This window comes from Candidatus Planktophila lacus (assembly GCF_002288325.1).
In the GTDB taxonomy this organism is placed as follows: domain Bacteria; phylum Actinomycetota; class Actinomycetes; order Nanopelagicales; family Nanopelagicaceae; genus Planktophila; species Planktophila lacus.
The window spans coordinates 231878-254834 of the sequence record NZ_CP016780.1; the positions used below are offsets into that span (position 1 = coordinate 231878).

26 protein-coding genes and 1 tRNA gene are annotated in these 22957 nt (G+C 47.7%); 17 read left to right on the forward strand and 10 right to left on the reverse strand.

Annotated features, from left to right (window positions below):
• The first annotated feature begins 37 nt into the window (after positions 1 to 37).
• Together A1sIIB106_RS01120 and trhO are read left to right on the forward strand one after the other, a co-directional pair.
• Positions 38 to 1096 carry a pirin family protein gene (locus A1sIIB106_RS01120; protein WP_095677069.1) on the forward strand — a complete coding sequence of 353 codons (1059 nt, stop codon included), beginning with the start codon at positions 38 to 40 and terminating at the stop codon, positions 1094 to 1096.
• Between the two features lie 22 nt (positions 1097 to 1118).
• On the forward strand, positions 1119 to 2027 hold the full coding sequence (gene trhO, locus A1sIIB106_RS01125) for an oxygen-dependent tRNA uridine(34) hydroxylase TrhO (protein ID WP_095677070.1): 909 nt from the start codon (positions 1119 to 1121) through the stop codon (positions 2025 to 2027).
• A 23-nt stretch (positions 2028 to 2050) separates the two neighbouring features.
• Here the strand turns inward: trhO and A1sIIB106_RS01130 are convergent, their stop codons facing one another.
• From A1sIIB106_RS01130 to argF, 4 genes are read right to left on the reverse strand one after another with little or no spacing between them, the layout of a single operon-like run.
• Positions 2051 to 3427, reverse strand: coding sequence for an NAD(P)(+) transhydrogenase (Re/Si-specific) subunit beta (locus A1sIIB106_RS01130; RefSeq protein WP_095677071.1), 1377 nt, complete (start codon positions 3425 to 3427; stop codon positions 2051 to 2053).
• On the reverse strand, positions 3424 to 3717 hold the full coding sequence (locus A1sIIB106_RS01135; RefSeq protein WP_095670689.1) for an NAD(P) transhydrogenase subunit alpha part 2: 294 nt from the start codon (positions 3715 to 3717) through the stop codon (positions 3424 to 3426). The genes A1sIIB106_RS01130 and A1sIIB106_RS01135 overlap by 4 nt, the downstream gene beginning before the upstream one ends.
• A complete protein-coding gene (locus A1sIIB106_RS01140; protein ID WP_095677072.1) occupies positions 3717 to 4853 on the reverse strand; it encodes a Re/Si-specific NAD(P)(+) transhydrogenase subunit alpha in 1137 nt (378 codons plus the stop codon). The genes A1sIIB106_RS01135 and A1sIIB106_RS01140 overlap by 1 nt, the downstream gene beginning before the upstream one ends.
• A gap of 21 nt (positions 4854 to 4874) precedes the next feature.
• A complete protein-coding gene (gene argF / locus A1sIIB106_RS01145) occupies positions 4875 to 5813 on the reverse strand; it encodes an ornithine carbamoyltransferase (protein WP_095677073.1) in 939 nt (312 codons plus the stop codon).
• A 36-nt stretch (positions 5814 to 5849) separates the two neighbouring features.
• Here argF and A1sIIB106_RS01150 point away from each other — a divergent pair, with 36 nt between their 5' ends.
• From A1sIIB106_RS01150 to A1sIIB106_RS07125, 11 genes are all read left to right on the forward strand, one after another.
• The gene (locus tag A1sIIB106_RS01150) at positions 5850 to 6137 is read left to right on the forward strand and encodes a DUF3039 domain-containing protein (protein WP_095677074.1); all 288 of its coding nucleotides are present in this window, start codon (positions 5850 to 5852) and stop codon (positions 6135 to 6137) included.
• On the forward strand, positions 6103 to 7872 hold the full coding sequence (locus tag A1sIIB106_RS01155) for a glycosyl hydrolase family 18 protein (RefSeq protein ID WP_095677075.1): 1770 nt from the start codon (positions 6103 to 6105) through the stop codon (positions 7870 to 7872). The genes A1sIIB106_RS01150 and A1sIIB106_RS01155 overlap by 35 nt, the downstream gene beginning before the upstream one ends.
• Complete coding sequence (gene clpS, locus A1sIIB106_RS01160; RefSeq protein WP_095677076.1) at positions 7872 to 8168, forward strand: ATP-dependent Clp protease adapter ClpS; 297 nt, start codon at positions 7872 to 7874, stop codon at positions 8166 to 8168. Before A1sIIB106_RS01155 ends, clpS begins: the two co-directional genes overlap by 1 nt.
• Positions 8165 to 8719, forward strand: a complete 555-nt coding sequence (locus tag A1sIIB106_RS01165; RefSeq protein WP_095677077.1) for a DUF2017 domain-containing protein — start codon at positions 8165 to 8167, stop codon at positions 8717 to 8719. The genes clpS and A1sIIB106_RS01165 overlap by 4 nt, the downstream gene beginning before the upstream one ends.
• A 12-nt stretch (positions 8720 to 8731) precedes the next feature.
• Positions 8732 to 9148 carry a M67 family metallopeptidase gene (locus A1sIIB106_RS01170; protein WP_095670696.1) on the forward strand — a complete coding sequence of 139 codons (417 nt, stop codon included), beginning with the start codon at positions 8732 to 8734 and terminating at the stop codon, positions 9146 to 9148.
• Between the two features lie 25 nt (positions 9149 to 9173).
• Positions 9174 to 9446, forward strand: coding sequence for a MoaD/ThiS family protein (locus A1sIIB106_RS01175; protein WP_095670697.1), 273 nt, complete (start codon positions 9174 to 9176; stop codon positions 9444 to 9446).
• A gap of 1 nt (position 9447) precedes the next feature.
• On the forward strand, positions 9448 to 10398 hold the full coding sequence (locus tag A1sIIB106_RS01180) for a PLP-dependent cysteine synthase family protein (protein ID WP_095677078.1): 951 nt from the start codon (positions 9448 to 9450) through the stop codon (positions 10396 to 10398).
• A 24-nt stretch (positions 10399 to 10422) separates the two neighbouring features.
• Complete coding sequence (murI, locus tag A1sIIB106_RS01185) at positions 10423 to 11226, forward strand: glutamate racemase (RefSeq protein ID WP_095670699.1); 804 nt, start codon at positions 10423 to 10425, stop codon at positions 11224 to 11226.
• Positions 11227 to 11251: 25 nt separating this feature from the next.
• Positions 11252 to 11977, forward strand: a complete 726-nt coding sequence (rph, locus tag A1sIIB106_RS01190; protein ID WP_095677079.1) for a ribonuclease PH — start codon at positions 11252 to 11254, stop codon at positions 11975 to 11977.
• A gap of 10 nt (positions 11978 to 11987) precedes the next feature.
• Entirely contained in the window at positions 11988 to 12620 is a 633-nt protein-coding gene (locus A1sIIB106_RS01195) for an XTP/dITP diphosphatase (protein WP_095670701.1), read from the forward strand.
• Positions 12621 to 12681: 61 nt separating this feature from the next.
• Positions 12682 to 13554: a hypothetical protein gene (locus tag A1sIIB106_RS07125; RefSeq protein WP_190277183.1), complete on the forward strand. Its 873-nt coding sequence runs from the start codon at positions 12682 to 12684 to the stop codon at positions 13552 to 13554.
• Positions 13555 to 13635: 81 nt separating this feature from the next.
• Here A1sIIB106_RS07125 and A1sIIB106_RS01210 read toward each other — a convergent pair whose 3' ends face one another.
• The 4 genes from A1sIIB106_RS01210 to A1sIIB106_RS01225 are packed head-to-tail and all read right to left on the reverse strand — an operon-like array spanning position 13636 to position 18141.
• Positions 13636 to 15387, reverse strand: a complete 1752-nt coding sequence (locus tag A1sIIB106_RS01210; protein ID WP_095677081.1) for an acyltransferase family protein — start codon at positions 15385 to 15387, stop codon at positions 13636 to 13638.
• Positions 15388 to 15392: 5 nt separating this feature from the next.
• Positions 15393 to 16196 carry a hypothetical protein gene (locus A1sIIB106_RS01215; protein ID WP_095677082.1) on the reverse strand — a complete coding sequence of 268 codons (804 nt, stop codon included), beginning with the start codon at positions 16194 to 16196 and terminating at the stop codon, positions 15393 to 15395.
• A gap of 46 nt (positions 16197 to 16242) precedes the next feature.
• Positions 16243 to 16911: a PAQR family membrane homeostasis protein TrhA gene (gene trhA / locus A1sIIB106_RS01220; RefSeq protein WP_095677083.1), complete on the reverse strand. Its 669-nt coding sequence runs from the start codon at positions 16909 to 16911 to the stop codon at positions 16243 to 16245.
• A gap of 9 nt (positions 16912 to 16920) precedes the next feature.
• Positions 16921 to 18141 carry an MFS transporter gene (locus tag A1sIIB106_RS01225; RefSeq protein ID WP_095677084.1) on the reverse strand — a complete coding sequence of 407 codons (1221 nt, stop codon included), beginning with the start codon at positions 18139 to 18141 and terminating at the stop codon, positions 16921 to 16923.
• Between the two features lie 266 nt (positions 18142 to 18407).
• Here A1sIIB106_RS01225 and A1sIIB106_RS01230 point away from each other — a divergent pair, with 266 nt between their 5' ends.
• Both A1sIIB106_RS01230 and A1sIIB106_RS01235 read left to right on the forward strand, forming a co-directional pair.
• Positions 18408 to 19169, forward strand: coding sequence for a bacteriorhodopsin-like (locus A1sIIB106_RS01230; protein WP_095670707.1), 762 nt, complete (start codon positions 18408 to 18410; stop codon positions 19167 to 19169).
• A 73-nt stretch (positions 19170 to 19242) separates the two neighbouring features.
• On the forward strand, positions 19243 to 19509 hold the full coding sequence (locus A1sIIB106_RS01235; RefSeq protein WP_095677085.1) for a hypothetical protein: 267 nt from the start codon (positions 19243 to 19245) through the stop codon (positions 19507 to 19509).
• Between the two features lie 14 nt (positions 19510 to 19523).
• Here the strand turns inward: A1sIIB106_RS01235 and A1sIIB106_RS01240 are convergent, their stop codons facing one another.
• Both A1sIIB106_RS01240 and A1sIIB106_RS01245 read right to left on the reverse strand, forming a co-directional pair.
• Positions 19524 to 19856 (reverse strand): helix-hairpin-helix domain-containing protein, encoded by a 333-nt coding sequence (locus tag A1sIIB106_RS01240; protein ID WP_095677086.1) that lies wholly within the window; start codon positions 19854 to 19856, stop codon positions 19524 to 19526.
• A 38-nt stretch (positions 19857 to 19894) separates the two neighbouring features.
• A tRNA-Leu gene (locus tag A1sIIB106_RS01245) sits at positions 19895 to 19976 on the reverse strand.
• A 130-nt stretch (positions 19977 to 20106) separates the two neighbouring features.
• Between A1sIIB106_RS01245 and xylA the strand changes: the two genes are divergently transcribed.
• Together xylA and argS are read left to right on the forward strand one after the other, a co-directional pair.
• Positions 20107 to 21264, forward strand: a complete 1158-nt coding sequence (gene xylA / locus A1sIIB106_RS01250) for a xylose isomerase (protein WP_095670710.1) — start codon at positions 20107 to 20109, stop codon at positions 21262 to 21264.
• Between the two features lie 26 nt (positions 21265 to 21290).
• Positions 21291 to 22955, forward strand: coding sequence for an arginine--tRNA ligase (gene argS / locus A1sIIB106_RS01255; protein ID WP_095677087.1), 1665 nt, complete (start codon positions 21291 to 21293; stop codon positions 22953 to 22955).
• Positions 22956 to 22957: the final 2 nt, after the last annotated feature.

Genomic DNA, 22957 nt, shown 5'->3' on the forward strand with positions numbered 1-22957 from the left:
GTTCAACTAAAATCAGGCTCAGACATAAGGAGCAAAAATGCCAGCAGTTACCGTAAGTGACATCACCGTTCTACCTCGCGTCACCGATGCGCCAAATTCACGTGCACGTCGCGTAAAGAGCATCACGACCGCGCCACAAGGTTTTGAAGGTGAAGGCTTTCCGGTTCGTCGCGCATTCGCAGGCGTTGACTTGGCAGAACTCGATCCATTTATTCACTTAGATCAAATGGGCGAAGTTGAATACGCGCCAGGTGAACCTAAGGGAACCCCATGGCACCCACACCGCGGATTCGAAACAGTTACATACATTATTGATGGAATCTTTGATCATAAAGATAGCAACGGCGGCGGCGGAACAATTTCAAACGGTGACACACAATGGATGACAGCCGGCGGCGGAATTCTTCACATTGAAACTCCACCAGAGCATTTGGTAATGAGCGGTGGTTTATTTCACGGTTTCCAACTCTGGGTAAATCTTCCTGCAGAAAAGAAATGGTTACCACCTGCCTATCAAGATGTGCGTGCAAATGATGTCGCACTTTTATCTAGCGCAGATGGTGGATCACTTATTCGCGTTATCGCAGGTGAACTCGATGGACATGTTGGTCCTGGAACAACACAGACACCAATTACTTTAATTCACGCAACTGTTGCACCAGGTGCAGAACTTCGCTTGCCATGGCGCAAGGATTACAACGCACTTGTTTACACAATCTCTGGACATGGTTTTGTCGGCGATGAAAGTCGTCCAGTGCAGATGGGACAGCTAACTGTCTTCGGCGATGGCGATTCAATCGTTGTTCGCGCTGCAAATAACCAGGAAACTCGTTCACCAAACCTTGAACTATTTATTCTCGGTGGCCAACCAATCAAGGAACCTGTTGCTTGGATGGGCCCATTTGTAATGAATACCAAGCGCGAAGTTCTGCAAGCATTTGAAGATTTCCAGAAGGGTTTACTTGGCTCAATCCCTGCGATTTATAAGGAAGATGCCAAGCGCCCCCAGTCAGGACAAACACTGAACCGCACCGACAAACTCAGCGGCGAAGTTCTGGACGTGCATAACGCTCCAACTGACCTTCAAGAGAGCTAATTTTCCGCGTTAGAATAACGCTATGAATCCGCAGAAAGTCCTTTTGTACTATGGCTTCACACCCATAGCTGACCCTGTCGCGATTCAACTCTGGCAGAAAAATCTCTGCGAAGCGTTAAACCTAAAGGGCCGCATTTTGATTTCTCCAACAGGAATCAACGGCACAGTCGGTGGCGACATTGATGATCTTCGCAAATATGTGAAGTACACCAAGAAGTATCCGGGCTTTAAGAAGATCGGATTTAAATGGTCGCAAGGCACCGGCAATGAATTCCCAAAACTCTACGTTGCAGTGAAGAAAGAACTCGTCGCATTCGATAACCCTGATGAAATTAAAGTTGATGAAAAGGGCGTTGTCGGCGGAGGTCAGCATCTTCGCCCAGAACAAGTTCACGAGCTAGTTAAAGAACGCGGCGATGACGTTGTCTTCTTCGATGGTCGCAATCAATTTGAGGCCAAGATCGGCAAGTTTAAAAACGCAATTGTTCCTGATGTTGATACCTCACGTGATTTCGTGCGCGAGATTGAAAGTGGAAAGTACGACCACTTGAAGGAAAAGCCAGTCGTTACTTACTGCACCGGCGGAATCCGCTGCGAAATCTTGTCAGTTGTTATGAAGAACCGTGGCTTTAAAGAGGTTTACCAAATCGATGGCGGAATCGTTAAATATGGTGAGAAGTTTGCTGACGATGGCCTCTGGGAAGGCTCGCTCTACACCTTTGATTCACGTATGGCGATCGATTTCTCAACTAAGACCAAGGTCATCGGTGAGTGCGAGATCTGCCAGGCGCCTAGCAAGATCTTCCGCAATTGCCGCACTAAGACCTGCCACGAACTGATTCTGCTCTGCGATTCTTGCAACGACCTGCCTGCAAGCACCAAGTGCACGCACGATCAATCTAAAGTGCGCGACTCCGAGATGGTTGGCTAACTCTTTTAATTAAAGAGTTTTGTTTAAAGCGCCTTGAGCGCGCTAACAACTTTGGTTAGCGAAGCCTTCGCATCACCAAAGAGCAACATCGTCTTTGGATCATAGAGAAGTTCGTTCTCAATTCCCGCAAAGCCTGGACGCATTGAACGCTTCAAGAAAATAACATTTGCAGCGTTAGAAACTTCCAAGATAGGCATTCCGTAAATTGGGCAACCAGGTGTTGTCTGCGCTGCTGGGTTAACGACGTCGTTTGCGCCGATAACGATCGCAACATCTGTCTGACCGAAGGTTGGGTTTACTTCATCCATTTCAGCCAATTGATCGTAAGGAACATTTGCTTCAGCGAGAAGTACGTTCATATGTCCTGGCATACGACCTGCAACTGGGTGGATTCCGTAGGCAACATCGATGCCCTTAGAGATCATCAAATCAGCGAGTTCGCGCACGGTGTGCTGTGCTTGTGCAACAGCTAATCCGAAACCAGGAACGATAACCACGCGACGTGCGTAGTTAAGAAGAATGGCTACGTCATCCGGTGAACCAGAACGCACTGGACGTTCTTCGCCTGCAGCAGAGACATCTTGTGGCTTGGCAGTAAAAGCACCGAAGAGAGTTCCAAAGAGCGAACGACCCATCGCATCTGCCATCAAGCGCGTCAAGATTGTTCCGGATGCACCAACGAGCGTTCCAGCAATAATCAGAAGTGTTGAATCAAGAACATATCCGCTGGCCGCAACTGTTAGACCAGTAAAGGCGTTAAGTAGCGAGATAACGATCGGCACATCTGCGCCACCAACTGGAAGCACGAAGAGAACACCGAATAGCAGTGAAAGTGCAGCTAAAACCAAGAGCGGGGTAGTGCCGAGTTCAACTACAACCCAACCTGAAACCCCGAATACTGCGGCCAGTGTTGCGGCGATAACAAATCTTCCACCAGGGAAAACAACTGGACGAGTTGTCATCAACTCTTGCAGCTTCAAGAAGGTAATGATCGAACCGCTGAAAGAGACGCAACCAACTACTACGGTGAAGACGGTAAAGATAACGACTGCTGTTGAAGCTCCATCGCCAAGGGCGAGATATTCCACAATTGCAACGAGCGCTGCGGCACCGCCGCCAACACCATTAAATAGCGCAACAAGTTGTGGCATCTGCGTCATCTGTACTTTGCGCGCTGCCGGTACACCAATTAGCGAACCAACTGCGATTGCACCGATGATCCAACCAAGGTTATTAAGTGGTGCGTTGTAGGCAAAGACAACCAAGGTTGCAATCGTTGCGCCGAGTGCACCAATTAGATTTCCGCGACGGGCGGTCTTTGGGTGAGATAAACCTTTGAGAGCAAGGATGAAGCAGACACCGGCTGCGAGACCGATTAAGTCATACATAGTGCGGTTCATTTATCTGCTCCCTTCTTATTTCCCTTAAACATTTCGAGCATACGATCTGTGACGACAAAGCCACCAATCATGTTGATCGTTGCAAGGATTATTGCGACTACAGATAGAGATAGTTCGAGCGTTGTTTTGCTGTGATCGGCGACGATGATCGCACCGACCAAGATAACGCCGTGAATCGCGTTGGCACCTGACATAAGAGGTGTGTGAAGTGTTGAGGAAACCTTTGAAACAACTTCAAATCCCACAAATACTGCGAGTACGAAGATTGAGACGATCGCCATTGCATCCATTACTTGGCTCCTCCTGCACTTGGGTCGCGTCGCTGGCCACCATGAGTAACCGCCGATGCGTTAATGATTTCGTCTGCAAAGTCGAGATTTAGCGCAACTGGTGCGTCATCTTTTGTTCCAGTCGTCATCAAAGTTAACAAGTTAACGACATTTCGTGAGTACAAACTTGATGCGTGGAATGGCAGTTGGCTCGGTACATCTTTACCGCCCCAGATACGAACGCCGCCGCTAGTAACAACTACTTCGCCAGGCTTTGAACCTTCAACGTTTCCACCAGTCTCGGCAGCTAGATCAACAATTACTGTGCCAGGTTCCATGGCATCGATCATCGCTTGCGTCATCAAACGCGGCGCAGTGCGACCAGGAACTGCAGCAGTTGTAATAACTACATGTGACTTTGCGATGTAAGGAGTTAGAAGTTCGCGTTGCTTTGCAGCGCGTTCTTCAGTCATCTCGCGCGCATAACCGCCGGCGCCTTCGAGTGATTCAAGTTCGAGTTGGATAAAAGTTGCACCCATTGATTTAACTTCATCAGCTGAAGATGGTCGAACATCGTATGCAGAAACAACTGCGCCTAAACGACGAGCAGTGGCAATCGCTTGCAGACCAGCAACGCCAGCACCAAGTACTAAGACCTGTGCTGGTGTAACGGTTCCGGCTGCAGTCATCAAGAGTGGGAAGAATCGTGGTGACATCTCTGCGCCAACAAGAACTGCGCGATATCCAGCGCACAAAGCTTGTGAAGTAAGCGCATCCATTGACTGGGCACGTGAGATACGCGGAACCAACTCAAGAGAAAATGCTGTGACGCCGGCTTTGATTGCCGCGTCAATTGAATCTACAGCGGTGACAGTAGATAGGAATGAAATTGTGATTGCACCGCTCTTTAGCGTTGCCATCTGCGCTGGTGTTAGCGGCTGAACAGAGAGAACTACATCTGCTCCGGCAAGGACATCGTCTTTAACGACAGAGGCACCTGCTGCGGCATATGCAGCATCGGTTCCCTGCGAGTTATCTCCTGCGCCTGATTGGATAACTACTTCATATCCAAGGCGAGTTAACTTGTTGATGATGTCAGGAACTAGCGCAACGCGCTTTTCTCCTGCTTTAACTTCTAATGGGACGGCTACGCGCATGGACAAACCATACTTGCTGATCTAATTCCCTGCGAGTTCTCCACGGGTGAGGTGATAGAGCAGGGCTTGGATAGTTGTGCGGCGGTGATAGGCCTCGCGCCAAATGACCGACTTCGGGCCATCGATCACGGAAGCTGCTACTTCTTCACCACGATGCGCAGGCAGGCAGTGCATAAATATGGAATCTTTTTCAGTCAACGCCATCAAATTATCTGTAACTGCAAATGGTGCCAGCACTTTAATCTTCTCTGCGCGCTCTGCCTCGGGATCTCCCATAGACATCCAAACATCGGTATATAAAACGCTTGCGCCCTTAGATGCTGCTTCGGGATCGTTAGTCACTTCAATCTTTGCGCCAGTTTTTTCGGCGATCTTTTTCGCTTGCGCGACTACATCAGCACTTGGCGCCCATTTTCCATCAGGCGTTGCAGCGACTACATGTGCGCCCATTATTGCGCCCATGGTTAACCAAGCATGAGACATATTGTTTCCATCGCCAAGATAAACAAACTTTCTGCCCTTTACATCGCTTCCAAATGTTTCGCGGATCGTTAACCAATCTGCAAGCAACTGAGTTGGATGATCGTCATCAGTTAGCGCATTGATTACAGGAATTGAAGCGTTTGCTCCGAGTTCATCGACATCAGATTGCGCAAAAGTTCTGATAATCAAAGCATCGCAATATCCGCTAATTATCTTTGCGGTATCCGCAATAGTTTCACCGCGTCCTAATTGCAGCTCATCTCCGCGAATAAATATTGGAGTACCGCCAAGGTGGGCAACTGCTGTTTCAGATGAGAGGCGAGTACGAGTTGAAGGCTTTGTCATATAAATCGCAACGGATTTGTTCTTTAGACAATCCTGAGAACGAAGTGGGTTCTTGGCGAATTCGGCTGCAGTGTTTAGCAGCAAATCAACATCGGCTCGCGATAAATCAGCCGTGCGCAGCAAGTCCTTCATCTTCAAATTCTACCTGCTGCCACTATCCTTTCGGACATGGGTATTTTCCGTAAGAACTCTCCTGATTTAGAGGGAGATACTGATCTTCTTACCCGTCCCCAAAATCAACAAGATGAACGGCTGCAAGAAGATGATGGGGGCCACGATCGCTTTGCGCACTATGTAAAGAAGGAAAAGATCGTCGAATCAGCGGTTACCGGTAAAGCGGTACGAGCGCTCTGCGGCAAGAAGTGGATTCCATCGCGCGATCCTGAGAAATATCCAGTCTGTCCAGTCTGTAAAGAAATCTATGACGGCCTCCCGCGTAAAACGCCTGACAAGTAAATCTTTAGTCGTTGTATTCGCTCTAAGCGTTGTTTTTTCACCGCAAGCACATAGCGCTAATCAGCCTCGCAAAATCCTAACTGGGTGGATTCCTTACTACTCAATGAAGACCTCGCTACCGGCTGCGCTAAATAACGCAGATTTAATTAAAGAGGTAATGCCATTTTGGTACACCTTGAAATACAACGGAAAGACTAAATCAGCGTATGTCAGCGATCTATATGTCAGTGGTAATCCAAGTATTCCAATGGCAACTCCGCTTGCTGCAATGCGTGCCGCCGGTTTTCAGATTATTCCAACAATCACCGACGGGACAGATAAGTTAGTTCTATCCAATTTGCTTGCCAATCCAACGAGCAGAACCCAAATTGCCAAAACGTTAAATGACTATGTGATGGCTAATAACTTCGATGGTATTGATCTAGATTTTGAAGGTTTCGCATTTGTTGATGGAAATACCACTTGGGCAAAGACCGCGCCACCTTGGGTTGCTTTAGTTAAGGAGTTGTCAGGGTTATTGCGCGCAAATAATAAATTGCTCTCAGTTTCAACCCCTTACAACTTTAACCCTGCCGAAAAACAGAAGGGCTACACGGTTTACGCCTGGGCGCAGATCGCTCCATTTATTGATCGTTTAAGAATCATGACTTATGACTATTCTGTTTCTAAAGTTGGTCCAATCGGGCCGCTTGCTTGGACTGAGAAAACAGTTGCCTATGCCGCTTCAATTATGCCGGCGTCAAAGGTATATCTCGGTCTTGCAGGTTACGGCCGTGACTGGGTAACCAAGGTCGAAGGCGTGTGTCCTGCACCTTTTGCAAATGCGATAAAAGTTGGCGCAAAGGCTGCAACTTTTGTGATGCGTGATGCTGCAGCGCTTGCGGCGAATTACCAAGTAACACCAGTATTTGATGCAAAATTTGGCGAAGCAACATTTACTTATACAAAGTCTTATGAAGGAACCACTGCAGACGGGCGCTCCACAATTTGTACTGCAACGCGCACGGCTTGGTATCAGAATGCACAGAGCTATAAGTTAAGAAGCGAGCTAGTTGCTAAATATAAATTAGGTGGCGTTACCGCTTGGACTTTGGGCATGGAAGAGCCACTTGCCATGGAAGCGATTCGCCAGACTGCACTCGGCATCTCACCAGTAAAAGTTGTTAGCGCCTTGACGGTGGATAAGACTGCGGCGCTCTATGGAAATTCAGTTTCGATATCTGCGCAATTGAACTTAGAAGATAAATCACCGGCCGCTAACCTTCCACTTCGCATTGAAGGCAAGAGCGCAAACGATGCGACTTGGCGCGTACTTGGCACAGCAGTAACTGGCGTAGATGGAAGATTTACAACACCAATTCTCTTAGGCAAGGCAACCTCCATCCGTATTGCAACTGATGGCACATGGGAGCGCGCAGAATCCTTGAGCAATGAGATCTCAATATTGATTGATCGCACAATTTCTATTTCGGCTCCCGGCTCGGTAAAAGCCAATTCTTCATTTGCAATCGATGGGGTAGTTCGCCCAAGAAGTGCTGGTGCTCAAGTCTCGCTAATGAAATTTAGCGCGGGTGCATGGAAGAAGGTTGCGATCGCAACCACCAACGAACAAGGCGTCTTTGCCTTTGCCTTAGAGAAAGAACCGCGACAGGTAGCGCGCTATCAAATAATTGTCGAAGGCGATCAACTTTGGCGTCAGGTAGCTGCTCCAGAGTTCTCTATCATTATCCGGTGATGGTTAAGACTGATACTCATATCGAAGAGCAGATTCGTGCAATCTTCTCTGGCGATACTCCATGGGTAACCATCGTTTGGGATGACCCAGTAAATCTCATGACCTATGTAACTTACGTTTTGATGGAGCTCTTTGGTTTCTCTAAAGAGAAAGCCCACGAGTTAATGATGAAAGTGCACACTGAAGGCAAAGCGATTGTTTCAACAGGAAGTCGTGAAGAGATGGAGCACGATGTGGCTCGGCTTCATGAATATGGGCTCTGGGCAACGTTGCAACGCGGAGACCAGGCGCTATGACTTCAGAAGGATTCAAACGCCACGGCAGCAATTCTTACGTCGCTGAATTTGCTGAGAATGAACGCGAGATTTTAATTAATTTAGCCGAACAAATCATTGAACTACTTGCCGAACGCGTAGACCATGGACATGAAGATCCACTTGCCGCGATGGTCGGCATAACATCGCACGATGCGCCACCTGAAGATGAAGTTCTGCATCGCCTCTTGCCTAATGCTTATCAAGATCAAGTGGATTCGGCAGAGTTTCGTAGATATACCGAATCAACTCTTCGCAATAAGAAGCAGGCCCATGCCATGGCGATGCGGATGTATTTAAAGAGCGCTAAAGATGGAACGGTAGATCTCGATCACGATAGCGCTAACGCATGGTTAGGCGCAGTTAACGATATTCGCTTAGCGCTTGGCGTTCGCTTAAATGTTCAAGAACGCACTAGCGATGAGTTAGAACTTCTAGCACCTGATGATCCACTTCGTGGCGTCTATATTGTTTATGGATGGCTCGGATGGTTGCAAGAAGGTTTGTTAGCAGCCCTTATGGATGAGAGTTAGGATACGACTCTTATGTCACTAACTATTTCTAGAGCTTTCGTTGATGCAATTATTGAGCAATCTCGTGCTGAATATCCAGATGAATGCTGTGGCGTAATTCTTGGGCCAATTGGTAAGGGCTCGCCAGAACGGCTAAAGCCGATGATTAATGCGGCGCACTCACCAACTTTCTACGAATTTGATCCAAAGGATTTATTGGCGCTCTATCGTGAAGTAGACGATAACGATGAGGAAATTGTCGTCATTTATCACTCACACACTGAGACCGAAGCCTTTCCATCCCGCACGGATATCGCATATGCCGGCGAACCTGGTGCGCACTATGTTTTGGTCTCTAGTCGCAAAGAGATTGCACCTGCAATTGAATTCCGTTCTTTCCGAATAATCGATGGAGTTGTAACCGAGGAAGAAGTTTCAATTACCGATTAACGCAAATCTTGGCCATAATAAGGGCATGAGCATCGATGTACGTATCCCAACAATTCTTCGTCCATTTACCAAGGATCAAAAAGCAGTAACTGCAACCGGTACAACGCTTAGCGCGGTTATCTCAGATCTCGATGCGCAATATCCAGGAATTGGCGATCGACTCCTTGAAAATGGTGCGCTTCGCCGCTTTATTAATATCTATGTAAATGATGAAGATGTGCGCTTTCTCGGAAGTTTAGAAGCGCCAGTTAAAGATGGTGATTCAGTAACGATTCTTCCTGCTGTCGCTGGCGGTTAAATTGTCGCGTTACGAATCACTTGAGGCATCGGTAGGAAATACTCCGCTAATCGGTCTACCTCGACTTTCTCCTGCGCCAAATGTTCGCCTCTGGGCAAAGATGGAAGATCGCAACCCAACGGGATCGATTAAAGATCGAACAGCGATTTCTATGATTAACGAAGCTGAAAAGAGCGGCCAGTTAAAACCTGGTGCCACAATCTTGGAACCAACAAGCGGTAACACCGGAATCTCACTTGCGATGGCGGCAAAGGTGCGTGGTTATAAATTAATTTGTGTAATGCCAGAGAACACAAGTCCAGAGCGTCGCCAACTCCTTGAAATGTGGGGCGCAAAGATAATTTCATCTCCTGCTGCCGGAGGTTCTAACGAAGCGGTGCGCGTTGCCAAAGAGTTAGCGGCGCAAAATCCTGAATGGGTTTTTCTCTATCAATATGGAAACCCAGCAAATACCAAGGCGCATTACGAAGGCACTGGTCCGGAAATATTTAAAGATCTACCAACTGTTACGCACTTTGTGGCAGGACTTGGAACAACCGGAACTTTGATGGGCGCAGGTCGCTATCTACGCGAGCAGAACCCTGATGTTCAAATCATCGCGGCAGAACCACGTTACGGAGAAGTTGTTTACGGGCTAAGAAATATTGATGAAGGCTTTGTTCCAGAGCTATATGACTCATCTGTTCTGACTCGTCGCTTTTCAGTAGGTGCAGAAGATTCAGTTCGTCGCGTGCGCGAGCTGTTGGAAGTCGAAGGAATTTTCGCCGGTATATCAACGGGTGCAATTTTGCATGCAGCGATCGCGATGGCTAATGAAGCCCTTGCTGCAGGACGCGATGCAGATATTGCATTTATCGTCTGTGATGCGGGCTGGAAATATCTTTCAACTGGTATTTATGGTTCAAAGATAGAAGAAGCAACCGAAGGGCTCGACGGCACGCTCTGGGCTTAAGGTGCGAGGCGGTAGTCTTGCCCTGTGAGCGATGCACCAATCGGAATATTCGATTCAGGAGTCGGCGGTTTAACCGTCGCACGTGCAATTCTCGACCAACTTCCAAATGAATCTACGCTCTATGTTGGTGATACCGCGCGCGGTCCATACGGCCCAAGACCGTTAGCTGAAGTTCGTACCTTTGCATTGGAAACCCTCGACTATCTAGTTGAGCAAGGCGTAAAAGCTTTGGTAATTGCCTGCAATACCGCAAGTGCTGCGATGTTACGTGATGCGCGTGAGCGTTACTCCGTTCCAGTAATTGAAGTGATTCAACCTGCGGTACGCCGCGCAGTTGCAGCAAGTCGAACTGGTCGCATCGGTGTAATTGGTACACGTGCAACTATTGATTCAAAGGCTTACCTAGATGCGTTCGCAGCTGCTCCACAGTTAGAGATAACTTCTATCGCCTGCCCACTATTTGTGGAGTTTGTAGAGCGCGGTGAAACTTCTGGCGAAGCAATTACCAAGGTCGCTCGCGAATATTTGAAGCCAGTAATGGATGCCGATGTCGACACCTTGGTTTTAGGTTGCACTCACTATCCGCTATTAACCGGCGTTATCTCCTATGTAATGGGCAATAACGTCTCACTTGTATCTAGCGCCGAAGAGACTGCAAAAGATCTCTATAGAACTCTGGTTGAAAACTCATTACTTCGCGCACCTTCTTCTACGCCGGCAACACATCGTTTTTTAGCTACAGGGGACTCGGCCGCCTTTGAAGTTCTAGCCCGTCGATTCTTAGGACCTGAAGTGGGTTCTGTTCAACATATAAATAGCCTCAAATAAATCCAAATAAATAGAATGGAAGTACATGGCACGCAACGACGGAAGAAGTAATGACCAACTTCGCGAAATTAAAATCACTCGCAAGTGGTTAGATCATGCCGAAGGTTCAGTGCTCGTTGAATTTGGAAAGACTCGCGTTCTCTGCGTCGCCTCATTTACTCCAGGTGTTCCACGTTGGTTGAAGGATTCCGGTAAGGGTTGGGTAACTTCGGAATATGCGATGTTGCCACGTGCAACTCATACCCGTTCTGATCGCGAAAGCGTTAAGGGCAAGCTCGGCGGACGTACTCAAGAAATTTCGCGCCTTGTCGGTCGTTCACTTCGTGCGATTGTAGATATGAAGGAACTTGGCGAAAATACAATTGTTATCGACTGCGATGTTCTGCAAGCAGATGGTGGAACACGCACCGCTGCAATTACCGGTGCTTATGTAGCACTGGCCGATGCAATTTCTTGGGCTAAGTCACAAGGCCATATCAAGGCAGATTCAAAACCACTTAGCGATTCTGTTGCTGCAGTCTCGGTCGGAATTATTGATGGCGTTCCAATGCTCGATCTTTGCTACGAAGAAGATGTTCGTGCAGATACCGATATGAATGTGGTCTGCAGTGGAGATGGACGCTTCATTGAAGTTCAGGGAACTGCAGAAGGTGTGCCATTTGATCGCAACTTACTTGATTCACTTCTTGATCTCGCAGTCGCTGGCTGTGTTGAACTCGGTGAAATACAGAAGGCTGCCTTAGCAAAGTGAATTTATTCAAGTGAGTTCTAACCAAACTCCCCATAAATTACTTCTGGCTACGCGCAATAAAGGCAAGATCGAAGAGTTTCGTCGCATCCTGGAAGATATTGCTGCAGGACAGATTGAATTAGTTGGCCTCGATCAATTTCCTAACCTTCATGATGTTGATGAAACCGGTTCAACCTTTGAAGAGAATGCTCTGTTAAAAGCGCGCGAGATGTGTGAAGCATCGGGAATTCCGGCGATCGCAGATGACAGCGGGCTTTGTGTTGATTACTTAAACGGTGATCCCGGAATTTTCTCGGCTCGCTGGGCGGGAAGCCACGGTGATGACAAAGCAAACACTGCAAAGGTATTGGCCTCACTTGCAGATGTTCCAGATGAGAAGCGCAGCGCGCACTTCACTTGCGTTGCTGCCCTTGCCTTGCCAGATGGCCGAACCCATGTAGAAGAAGGAAAGTTCGAAGGTTGGATTCTGCGTGAGCCGATTGGGGATCAGGGATTTGGCTACGATCCAATTTTCCGCCCCGATGGTTATTCAATATCTAGCGCACAAATGAGCGCGGAGGAGAAGGATGCGATAAGCCATCGCGGAAAATCACTCCGCGCTATCGCACCTCATGTCATCAATTTGCTCAACTCCCTAGGCTAAACTTGGCCTATACGAGTTAGTTCAAACCCTGATCGTTTCCAATTTTCAAAGGAGTCACATCGTGGCAGTTAAGAAGAAAGCACCGGCTAAGAAGAAGGCCGCAGCTAAAAAAGTTGTTAAGAAGGTAGCGAAGAAGGCTCCAGCGAAGAAGAAGGCTGCCGCCAAAAAAGTTGTAAAGAAGGCCGCGAAGAAAGCGCCTGCGAAGAAGAAGGCCGCTGCTAAAAAGGTTGTAAAGAAGGCAGCGAAAAAGGCCCCTGCACGTAAGAAGAGCGCGGTTAAGAAATCTGCTGCGAAGAAGTCATCTTCTGCAAATAGTTTAGTAATTCCTCCAGTTCCGGTTGGTGGCGTAAGACGTCCATCTGCTGTAAATGTTTCTACAACACCAGTTGCTAAGCCAGCACCAGCGGCTAAGCCAAGTGCAGCGCCAAAGCAATCCACTTCACCACGTGTTTTGATCGCAGCAATTATCGGTATCGCACTTCTTGCAATCGTTGTTATCTCACGTCCTGCATCAGACGGTGATGACGTTGCACCAGTTCCATCAGCAACAGCAACAGCTTCTGAGTCAGCAGCGCCAGAGATGTCTGAAGAGGCAACACCTGAAGCGAGCGAACCAGCAACAAATGGTGAAGCAGTCGCAGCAGTTGAAGCGCCAGGTCGCTTTATTGGAAACTGGAAAGATTCATCTAAATCAGTAATGGTTATTACTTGGAAGGCGCCAGCAGCAACTGCTGGTCTAACTGGTTATAAGTTTGAAGTTCGTTCAGGAATGGGCGAATGGAGAGAATCAGGTGTGCTTCCAGCAGATCAACTCTCAATTGAATTCACAAAGGGTTCAACTGATGGTTCAACATCATTCCGAGTTTCATCAATGTACTCAGATGGTCAGATCGCAACTGCCAAGGCATTTGGATTTGCAGGTCAGTTCGAATAATTCCAATCAAATAATTACTGGAGAAAATAACCCTCACCAATTCGGTGGGGGTTATTTTTTATCCCTATTACTAAAGTATTACTAGAGTTGAGTTTCGATAGCTGCTACATAGGCGCGAACACCGGCTGGCACTAGGTGCACGCCATCAGGAGCGAAGTACTCGGTGCGGCCTTGAGATATCTGATCCCAAGGAATTACTGAGATATTTGGATAGTTAGTTGCGACTTCGCTAATCAAAGCGTTATTACCCTCTTTCCAAGGCCGTGGAACTGCTGTATTTACAACAATCGCTTTTGGTGCAGATTTAACAGTTTCAAAGATCTCGACTACTTGATCACGGGTTAGCGCATTGTTATTACCAAGATTGAAGATAACAGTGGAGTTTAAAACCTTTGGACCATCAACCTTCATCACATCAAGTAGCTCGGCGGCTTGGCGACCAACCCGCGCATTAATAAGCGCAATTGGGTACTTATCTTCGATCTCAGATCTAATTCCTAGAATTACCGAATCTCCTGTTACCCATAGGCCAGGTTCAGAGCTATCTACGACCGCCGTGATTGGTTTACTGGCATCTTTAAGTAGCTGCGCTAAATCTTTATTCTTATTGTCAATTTCGACTAAAGCGTTAACAGAGACAGTTGCAGAGAGAAGCAGGATCAATGATGAGATCAACCAAACACCAATTTTCTGCCTTTTGCGCACATATGGAGTGCGGTACTTCATTCCCTTAAACCAATAGGCAACTGCGCCGCTTCTAATGGGTAGTTCGACTAGGCGTAAAGAGATATCGGCTAAGGCGAGTACAACCAAGATGCGCAGGGTAAAGAGCGCCCAATCTTCTCCATCTAGATCAACTTGTGGGCGTGAGATTTGAAAGATTACCCAGTGCCACAAATAGATTGCATATGAGCGCTCACCAATCCAAAGGAGAACGCGATTACGTAAAAGTGGCGCAAAGCGAGATGCCGGGTGCACAATCGAAATCAGAATTGCAGTGCCAAAGATTCCGGCTAATGGAAAAGCGATTCGGTAAAGAGCGGGATTTGATTCATCGATAAGTAAGAAAGTGGCCAAGATTCCTACAAAACCAAAGACACCTATACCGTCGATGAAATCTTGCGCTCTGCGGCTAACTTCAGGACGGAAATTCTGGGGGATCCAACTAACAGCAAGCGCTGCACCTAAGAAGAGGCCGATGCTGTGGGTATCGGTACCAAAGTAGATATGGCTTACCTTTGAAGTATTTGAGGCATCTACTTGGAAAGAAACTAACATCAAAACAATTCCGGAAGTCATCGCAATAACTAGCGCTGCAATGGAAATCAATTTCTTACCGAAGAAGCGCAGTACCAAGAGCAGAATTAACGGCCAGATTAAGTAGAACTGGGCCTCAACTGCCAGCGACCACGTGTGTTGAAGAAGTGGTGGACGTCCACTGCTTTCAAAGTAATCCTGCTCGTTAAAGACGAGCCACCAGTTCATGCCGCCGAAGATCGAGAACGGGGCATCGGTTAAGAATTTCTTCGTTGTATCTGGCGCCCACAATCCAACGACAACTGAGGTCACAATCAACATAAATAGAAGTGGTGGAAGCAATCGGCGAATTCGCGCCATATAAAAATCGCGCAGATCTAAACCACCGCGTTGCTGAATTGAATCAAGAAGTAGGCGAGTAATTACATAACCTGAGATAACAAAGAAGAGATCTACTCCAAGAAATCCACCAGGTATCCATTCGATACCGAGGTGATAGAGCATTACCGCAATTACTGCGACAGCGCGCAGACCATCAATTGCAGGGATGTACTGGATACCGCGTTTGGTAGCCATATTAATTACCGACGCTTGGCAGGTTTTTTCTTGGCAGCGCTCTTTTTAGGTGCAGACTTCTTAGCCGGTGCAGCAAGAGCCGGTTTAGTTCGCTGGCTGATTACCTTCTTTGGACCAGTATCAATCACCGAGTTATCTGCATTTAAATTTTCATTTACGCTCTTATGAAGATTGGCAAGTCTTTCAAATGCTGAATCTAAGCGAGTACGGCTCTGTGCGATCGCTTGTTCGGCCGCATCTAAGGACTGGGTCTGAATTTTGTAGAGGCGCTCTGCTTCAGCGATAACGCCACTTAACCATTGGCGATATTCAGCGACTTCGCCAGTTGCTTCTGTAATGATCCGCTCACCTTCGCGACGCGCTGCTTGAGCAAGCGCTGCTGCTTCGCGACGCTTCTCGTCAAAGATTCCTTGCGCTTCACGTTCGACTGAAGAAAGTCTTTCTGCCGCTTCTGCTTCTGCCGCAGTGATGTACTTACGTCCACGAGCTTCAGCGCCAGATAAAATTGTGCGCGCTTTAGTTTCGGCGCCTTCGATGGCATCTTTTGCCTGGCGAGTTGCTTCAAGAACAACGCGCTCTGAAGATGCATAAGCTTTTGATTCGCGAGCTTGCGCTGACTTGATCATCGACATCGCAGTTTCAGTCGCTAGAATTTCAAACTCTTCCTTACTTAAGGAAGTGATATCGCGACGTGAGCGAAGGTCGTTGAGTTGTGATTCGAGTTCGCGGATGCGCTCTACCGAACTTGGAGCAGCGCTTTCACTCTCTTTAAATCCAACCCAATTAAGGAACGAGTTTTTCTCAGCCATGTGCCTAGATTAGGGCAAAGGGTGGAAAGTTTAAAAGTGGGGTGATTTAGTCGCGGTATATCGCGAAGGAGACGGCGAGGTACTGCGAGACCCAAGCGGCGAGCACGAATATATGGAAAAGCTCATGGAAACCAAAGTACTTTGCCGCTCTGCCCGGACGTTTTAGCGCATAGAAGATCGCTCCAATTGAATAGAGCAATCCACCGATGATTATCGGAAGCAGAACCCAGAGGCCACCTTCTTTATAGAGCTGCGGCGTATAGATGACTGCAACCCAGCCCAACAGCAGATAGTTGGCAACATATAACCAACGTGGCGCACCAACCCAGAAGATGCGTAGTGCAACGCCCAATAGCGCGCCGATCCATACAACGCTGAGCAAGATTATTTGATCGTTTCCTTCAAGTAGCGTTACCGCGAAGGGAGTGTAAGAACCGGCGATCAACAAGTTGATATTGGCATGATCCCAACGACGCCAAATCTTTTTCTTGGCAGGTGACCAAGGAACGCGGTGATAAATCGCGGAAACGCTAAAGAGCATAATCGCGGTGATTGAATAGAGAGCAACCGCAAATTTTAGTGAGTTCTTACTTAATATAAATAAAACTAGCGAAGCGATAATTACTACAGGGGTGGCGGCTAAGTGGAACCAGCCACGTAACTTCGGTGGCGCTACTGCCGCTAACTTCTCGCGCTCGCTAGCTTCTTTACTCATGTATCAACACTACGCTTTGCGAACGAGTTTTAGGTCTCGCACCGATTTAACGGAAAGCGCGGCCAGGGCTGCGGTCAAAGTTAACGCTCCAGTTATGTAGAGCATTGTGCTAACACCAAAAAGTTCTGCTAAAGGGCCTGCCGCTGCAATTCCTAGAGGAGATAAACCAAAAGAGCCAAATGCGTCATAAGCCACAACGCGTGAGTATGACTCTTCGGGGATATGAGATTGCAGTGAAGTATTCCAAACAACCATAAAGATATCGATTGCGATTCCGGCAAGAAATGCGCAAATTAGCGAGATCCAAAGGGGAGTGCTCAGAGCGAGAGAGAAATCCCAAATTGCCGTTGCTGAAATAATCAACATCGCAAAGAGCAGCGGACGGCCAAAGTGAACTTTTAGCGAAATTACGCTCCCAATTAGCATTCCTGCAGTTAAGGCAGCAAGGTTAAATGACCAGAATTGCGGACCGCTATCGAACTTGGAGAAATTGAGCGGTCCTAATATCTGTAATAGAGATTCATATGCAACATTAATAATGGCAAAAGCAACGACAACAGTAACTACCCATGAGCGGGAGATAAATTCACGCCAGCCTGACTTTAAATCTTGGAAAACAGTATTCGTATTTTCGCGAACGATAGTTGGTAGATCTAGATTCCAAACAATAATTCCGGCAATCAAGAAGGAGATGGCATCTACCAAGAGCGCCCAACCAGATCCAAATGCGGTAACTAAAACTCCACCTAAAAGTGCACCCGCCACATAACCAATATTTGTGGTTAGCGCGATTACTGCGTTGCCGTGCTGCAACTTCTCTTTCGGTAAAACCTCTGGAAGTACTCCTGACATTGCTGGCCACCAGAGCGCATTTAAAATTCCGAAGAGCGCGCCCATTAACGCCAAAAGCAGAACACTTGAGCTATTAACAATTAATGAGATTGCGCTAATTGCCGCGAAGGCGCTTCCAATAACATCGGCGCCACCGACAATCCGGTTGCGTTTGAATCGGTCGCCAACTACTCCGCCAAATAACATCAAGGCGATCATCGGAAACATGCGAGCGGCCATGACAATGCTTAGATCTTTTGCCGTGGCACCCGGCAGTGCCAAAACACCGAAGGCCAGTGCGACTGGCGAGATACCATTTCCCACATTCGATATAAAGCGCGAGGCGGCCAAGGCGGTAAAGCCCGGATGGGAGTGGAGGTCTTGTAGCTCGCGGCGCATCTGGCAAGCCTAACTGTGAGGGGGCTGGGGAGTAGTTGTTCGGGTGATTGCCCCAGTTGGGGTCCAAATTGAGCGTGATTTTCCGAATTTTCTAGAAAAAACCCGAAAAATACCGCCGAGTATTGATGCAAATCGCTCGCAGTAGGTTCAGACTATTACCACCAGAGTGAGTGGATGTGGTTCCTCGAGGACTTCATCGATTTAGCACTGGCTTCTAGGGCCGAATGGTTCTTGAAGTATTAAGCACCCCACGGAGGCTTATTTACATGTTAACCCTAACCGCAAATCAGTGGAACCTGGTCTACAACGTATTCTCGTTCGGACTAGTTTCAATGCTTGCTTGCACAATTTATACCCTTGTTTCACAGGCTCGCGTACTGCCTAAGTACCGCAATGCTCTCGTTATGTCATCAATGGTTACATTCATTGCTGGCTACCACTACTGGAGAATCTTTAACTCATTCTCAGAATCATCTGAAGGAATGGCAGTTAAGGTTTCTGGAGACCAGGGTGCATTCAATGAGGCATACCGTTATGTTGACTGGCTACTAACTGTTCCTCTACTTCTTGTTGAAGTAATTGCAGTGCTTGCACTTGCAAAGGAAGTTTCAAAGTCACTCATCATGCGTTTGGTTCCAGCATCAGCTGCGATGATCGCACTTGGCTACCCAGGTGAAATCTCAAACGACCAGAACACACAGATCCTTTACGGTGTTCTTTCAACACTTCCATTCCTCTACATCCTCTATGTCTTGTTCGTAGAGCTTGGTAAGTCACTTGATCGCCAGCCAGAAGGCGTTGCAGCAACCGTTGGTCGCTTGCGTCTCCTTCTTATCGCGACATGGGGCGTATACCCAGTTTCATACATTCTTGGTATGGGCGAAGGTATGGCATCAGCAGATCAGTTCGTTGGCGTACAGGTTGGTTACACAATCGCTGACGTTCTAGCTAAGTGCGTATTCGGTCTAACAATCTTGAAGATCGCTCGCATGAAGTCAATGGCTGAAGGCATGAAGGACGATCACTAATCGTTCAGTAAATAGTTAAAATTAGAGGGGCGTCGGGAAACCGGCGCCCCTTTAATATTTGTAGGATAGATACATGACAATTTCACCCATCTCAAAGTACGCGCTAAATAATTACCGAATGGCGAGTTATCTACTCTTCGCTATCGGGCTAATTAATTTGCGTTATCAAACAGGTAAAGATGGAGTTTTGGTAAATAGCGCAGCGGTTTTCATTCCGGGATTTATCGCGCTCTCACTAACCTTTATTAAGGGCGCACATGGGTTCTTGGCTAAGCGCGAAGTAATGGTGGCGCTCGGCGTAATTGGTGGAGTCCTAGTTGCTTGGGCAATTACCAACTAGTTATTTCCAGTTAACTATTTCCTGAAAGAAATATCGCTCTTCTTCATCGCTGTAATCAATATGCGAATGGCATTTGGTCCCATGCCATGCAAATCCTTTATGGCATCTAACGAGTATTTTCTTAGATCACTTACCTTGTAAAGACCCTCATCAATTAACGCTCTGCGGGCTGGGGCGGCTAACCCAAGTTCGCGCCAAGCGCCATCAACTGCGGCGTATGCATCTAAATCAACTTCACCGCCGGTCACGCCACAACGGTTCTGCGCTTTCTCAGCTTTTCGTTTGGCGGCTGCGCGCATAGCTTCGCCCCGCAACTTCTTTATCTTTGCTGGAGATTGCTTAGCCATATAGACGATTACCTTTATTAAAACTTACAGAAAAACTCTGGTGCGGGAGGCGGGACTTGAACCCGCACGCCGAAGCACAAGTTCCTAAGACTTGCGTGTCTGCCATTTCACCACTCCCGCTGGAGCGTCATGAGAATGTTACAAAAAACTCATGTACTGGAACATAGGTTAGAGGTAAGTTCGCCTTATACAAAATTTCGGGTTTTCGCCCGCACAGCGCGCTCATGCAGCGAAGAAGTGAGGAAGTTACATGTCATTGACTCCAACCCCAGCAGATAAGTTCACCTTCGGACTTTGGACCGTCGGCTGGCAAGCGCGGGATCCATTCGGTGATGCCACTCGTGGCGCGCTCGACCCGGTTCGCACAGTTAATGAACTCGCAGCACGTGGCGCATACGGCGTTACATTCCATGATGATGATTTGATTCCATTCGGTAGCGATGATGCATCTCGTCGTGGACATATCGATCGCTTTAAGAAGGCGCTTGCTGAAACTGGAATGCAAGTTCCAATGGCGACAACTAATCTCTTTTCACATCCAGTATTTAAAGATGGCGCATTTACCAGCAATGATCGCGATATTCGTCGTTACGCACTTCGTAAAGCAATGCGCAATATCGAGCTCGCCGTCGAACTTGGTGCGCATACTTATGTTTGCTGGGGCGGACGTGAAGGCGCTGAATCAGATGCAGCAAAGGATGCCTACGTTGCCCACGAGCGTATGCGCGAAGCATTTAACGTGCTTAGCCAATATGTTTTAGATAATGGTTACAAGATTAAATTTGCGATCGAACCAAAGCCAAATGAACCGCGTGGCGATATCTTCTTGCCAACAATTGGCCACGCACTTGCATTTATCTACACTCTTGATCACCCAGAACTCGTTGGACTTAACCCAGAAGTTGGCCACGAACAAATGGCGGGACTTAACTTTGTTCACGGAATCGCTCAGGCGCTCTGGCAGAAGAAGTTATTCCATATTGATCTAAATGGTCAGCACGGTCCAAAGTTCGATCAAGATTTGGTATTTGGCCATGGCGATCTAAAGTCAGCGTTCTTCCTTGTTGAACTGCTTGAGCGCTACAAGTACGACGGTCCAAAGCACTTTGATTACAAGCCAGGTCGCACCGAAGATGACAAGGGCGTTTGGGATTCTGCGACAGCAAATATGCGCACATATTTAGCGCTAAAAGATCGCGCAACTGCCTATCGCAACGATCCACGCGTTATCGCTGCACAGAAAGATTCCAACATTCCAGGGCTTACTGAAAACACTATGGGCGCTGGTGAAAGTTGGAAGGATCTTTCTAAAGATTCATTCGATGTTGAAGCAGCCGGCGCACGTGGTTATCAGTACGAAGCCCTTAATCAGCTCGCTCTTGAGCACCTAATGGGGTTCGGAAAGTAATTCGCTGCGCAGGGTAACCTTGCCCTGTGAGTTCACATTCGGATCTACTAGCTGCCCAAATTCAGGCAGCGATCTCGCACGCCATTGAGCGTGGAGATTTGATCGGAACCGTTCCTGCCAATATCCCTTTGGAGCGACCAAAGAATCGCGACCACGGTGATTACGCATCTTCTATCGCGCTGCAACTGGCAAAACCTGCCGGAAAGAACCCGCGCGAAGTCGCAGAGTTACTTAAGAAAGATTTAGAAAAGCTACCTGAAGTTTCCTCCGTTGATATTGCAGGTCCTGGCTTTATCAACATCAAATTAAATCGCGCCAGCCAGGCCGATTTAGTGCGCACAATTTTGAGCGCTAAAGAAAGTTATGGAAAAGGCAGCGCGCTTGCGGGCGTAAAGATCAACCTGGAATTTATCTCTGCCAATCCAACTGGCCCTCTTCACTTAGGGCACACTCGCTGGGCAGCAGTTGGAGATGCACTTGGTCGCGTTCTAAGCGCTGCTGGTGCAGAAGTAATTCGTGAATTTTACATAAATGACCGCGGAAATCAGATGGATCTCTTCGGACAATCTGTGCAAGCTGCAGCTCTTGGCCAACCAATTCCCGAAGATGGTTACCAAGGTGAATACATCGCAGATTTAGCGAAGGAAGTTCTGGCTGAGAACCCAGAGATAATTAAATTAGAGGGCGAACCACGCTTTGTTGCATTCCGGGAAGCTGCCTACAAGTTGCAACTTAAAGATCAGCAACGAGTTCTAGATACCTTTAACACTCATTTTGATGTCTGGTTCTCAGAACGCAGCTTGCACGATGGTGGAAGCGTCGAACATGGTCTAGATAAATTACGCGCCCAAGGACATGTCTTTGAATTAGATGGTGCAACCTGGCTGCGAACAACTGACTTTGGCGACGATAAAGATCGGGTACTAGTTAAAGCCAATGGCGATTTAACTTACTTCTCATCAGATACCGCCTATTACATTAATAAGCGCGAACGCGGTTTCGATATCTGCATCTACATGCTGGGCGCAGATCACCACGGCTATATCCATCGTTTAAAGGCAACTGCAGCCTGTGCTGGCGATAACCCTGAATACAACATCGATGTCTTAATTGGTCAGTTGGTAAAGATCATGGAAGGCGGCGAAGAAGTAAAACTCTCTAAGCGCGCTGGAACAATTATTACTCTGGAAGAGCTTGTAGAAAAAGTTGGCGTTGATGCAGCCCGTTACACGCTAATTCGCTACCCAGTTGATACTCCGATGGTTATGGATCTCGATATTTTAAAGCGAAGTACAAACGAGAACCCGGTTTATTACGTGCAGTACGCCCACGCGCGTATTGCTGCTGTTCTGCGCAACGCTGCCGAACTAAATATTGCCAGCGGTTTAGATAACTTTGATCCCGCACAACTTTCGCATGATCGCGAGAACGAACTTCTTGGATCGCTCGCCGAATTCCCAAGAATCGTGGCAGGTGCCGCCGAACTCCGCGAACCACATCGCATCGCACGTTACTTAGAAGAATTAGCCGGGGTTTATCACGGCTTCTACGCAGATTGCCGGGTATTGCCAATGGGGGATGAGCCAGCAACTGCGCTGCATAGCGCCCGACTTAATCTATGTGCAGCAACTCTGCAAGTACTGAAGAATGGACTTCTCTTACTTGGCGTGAGCGCGCCGGAGCGGATGTAGCT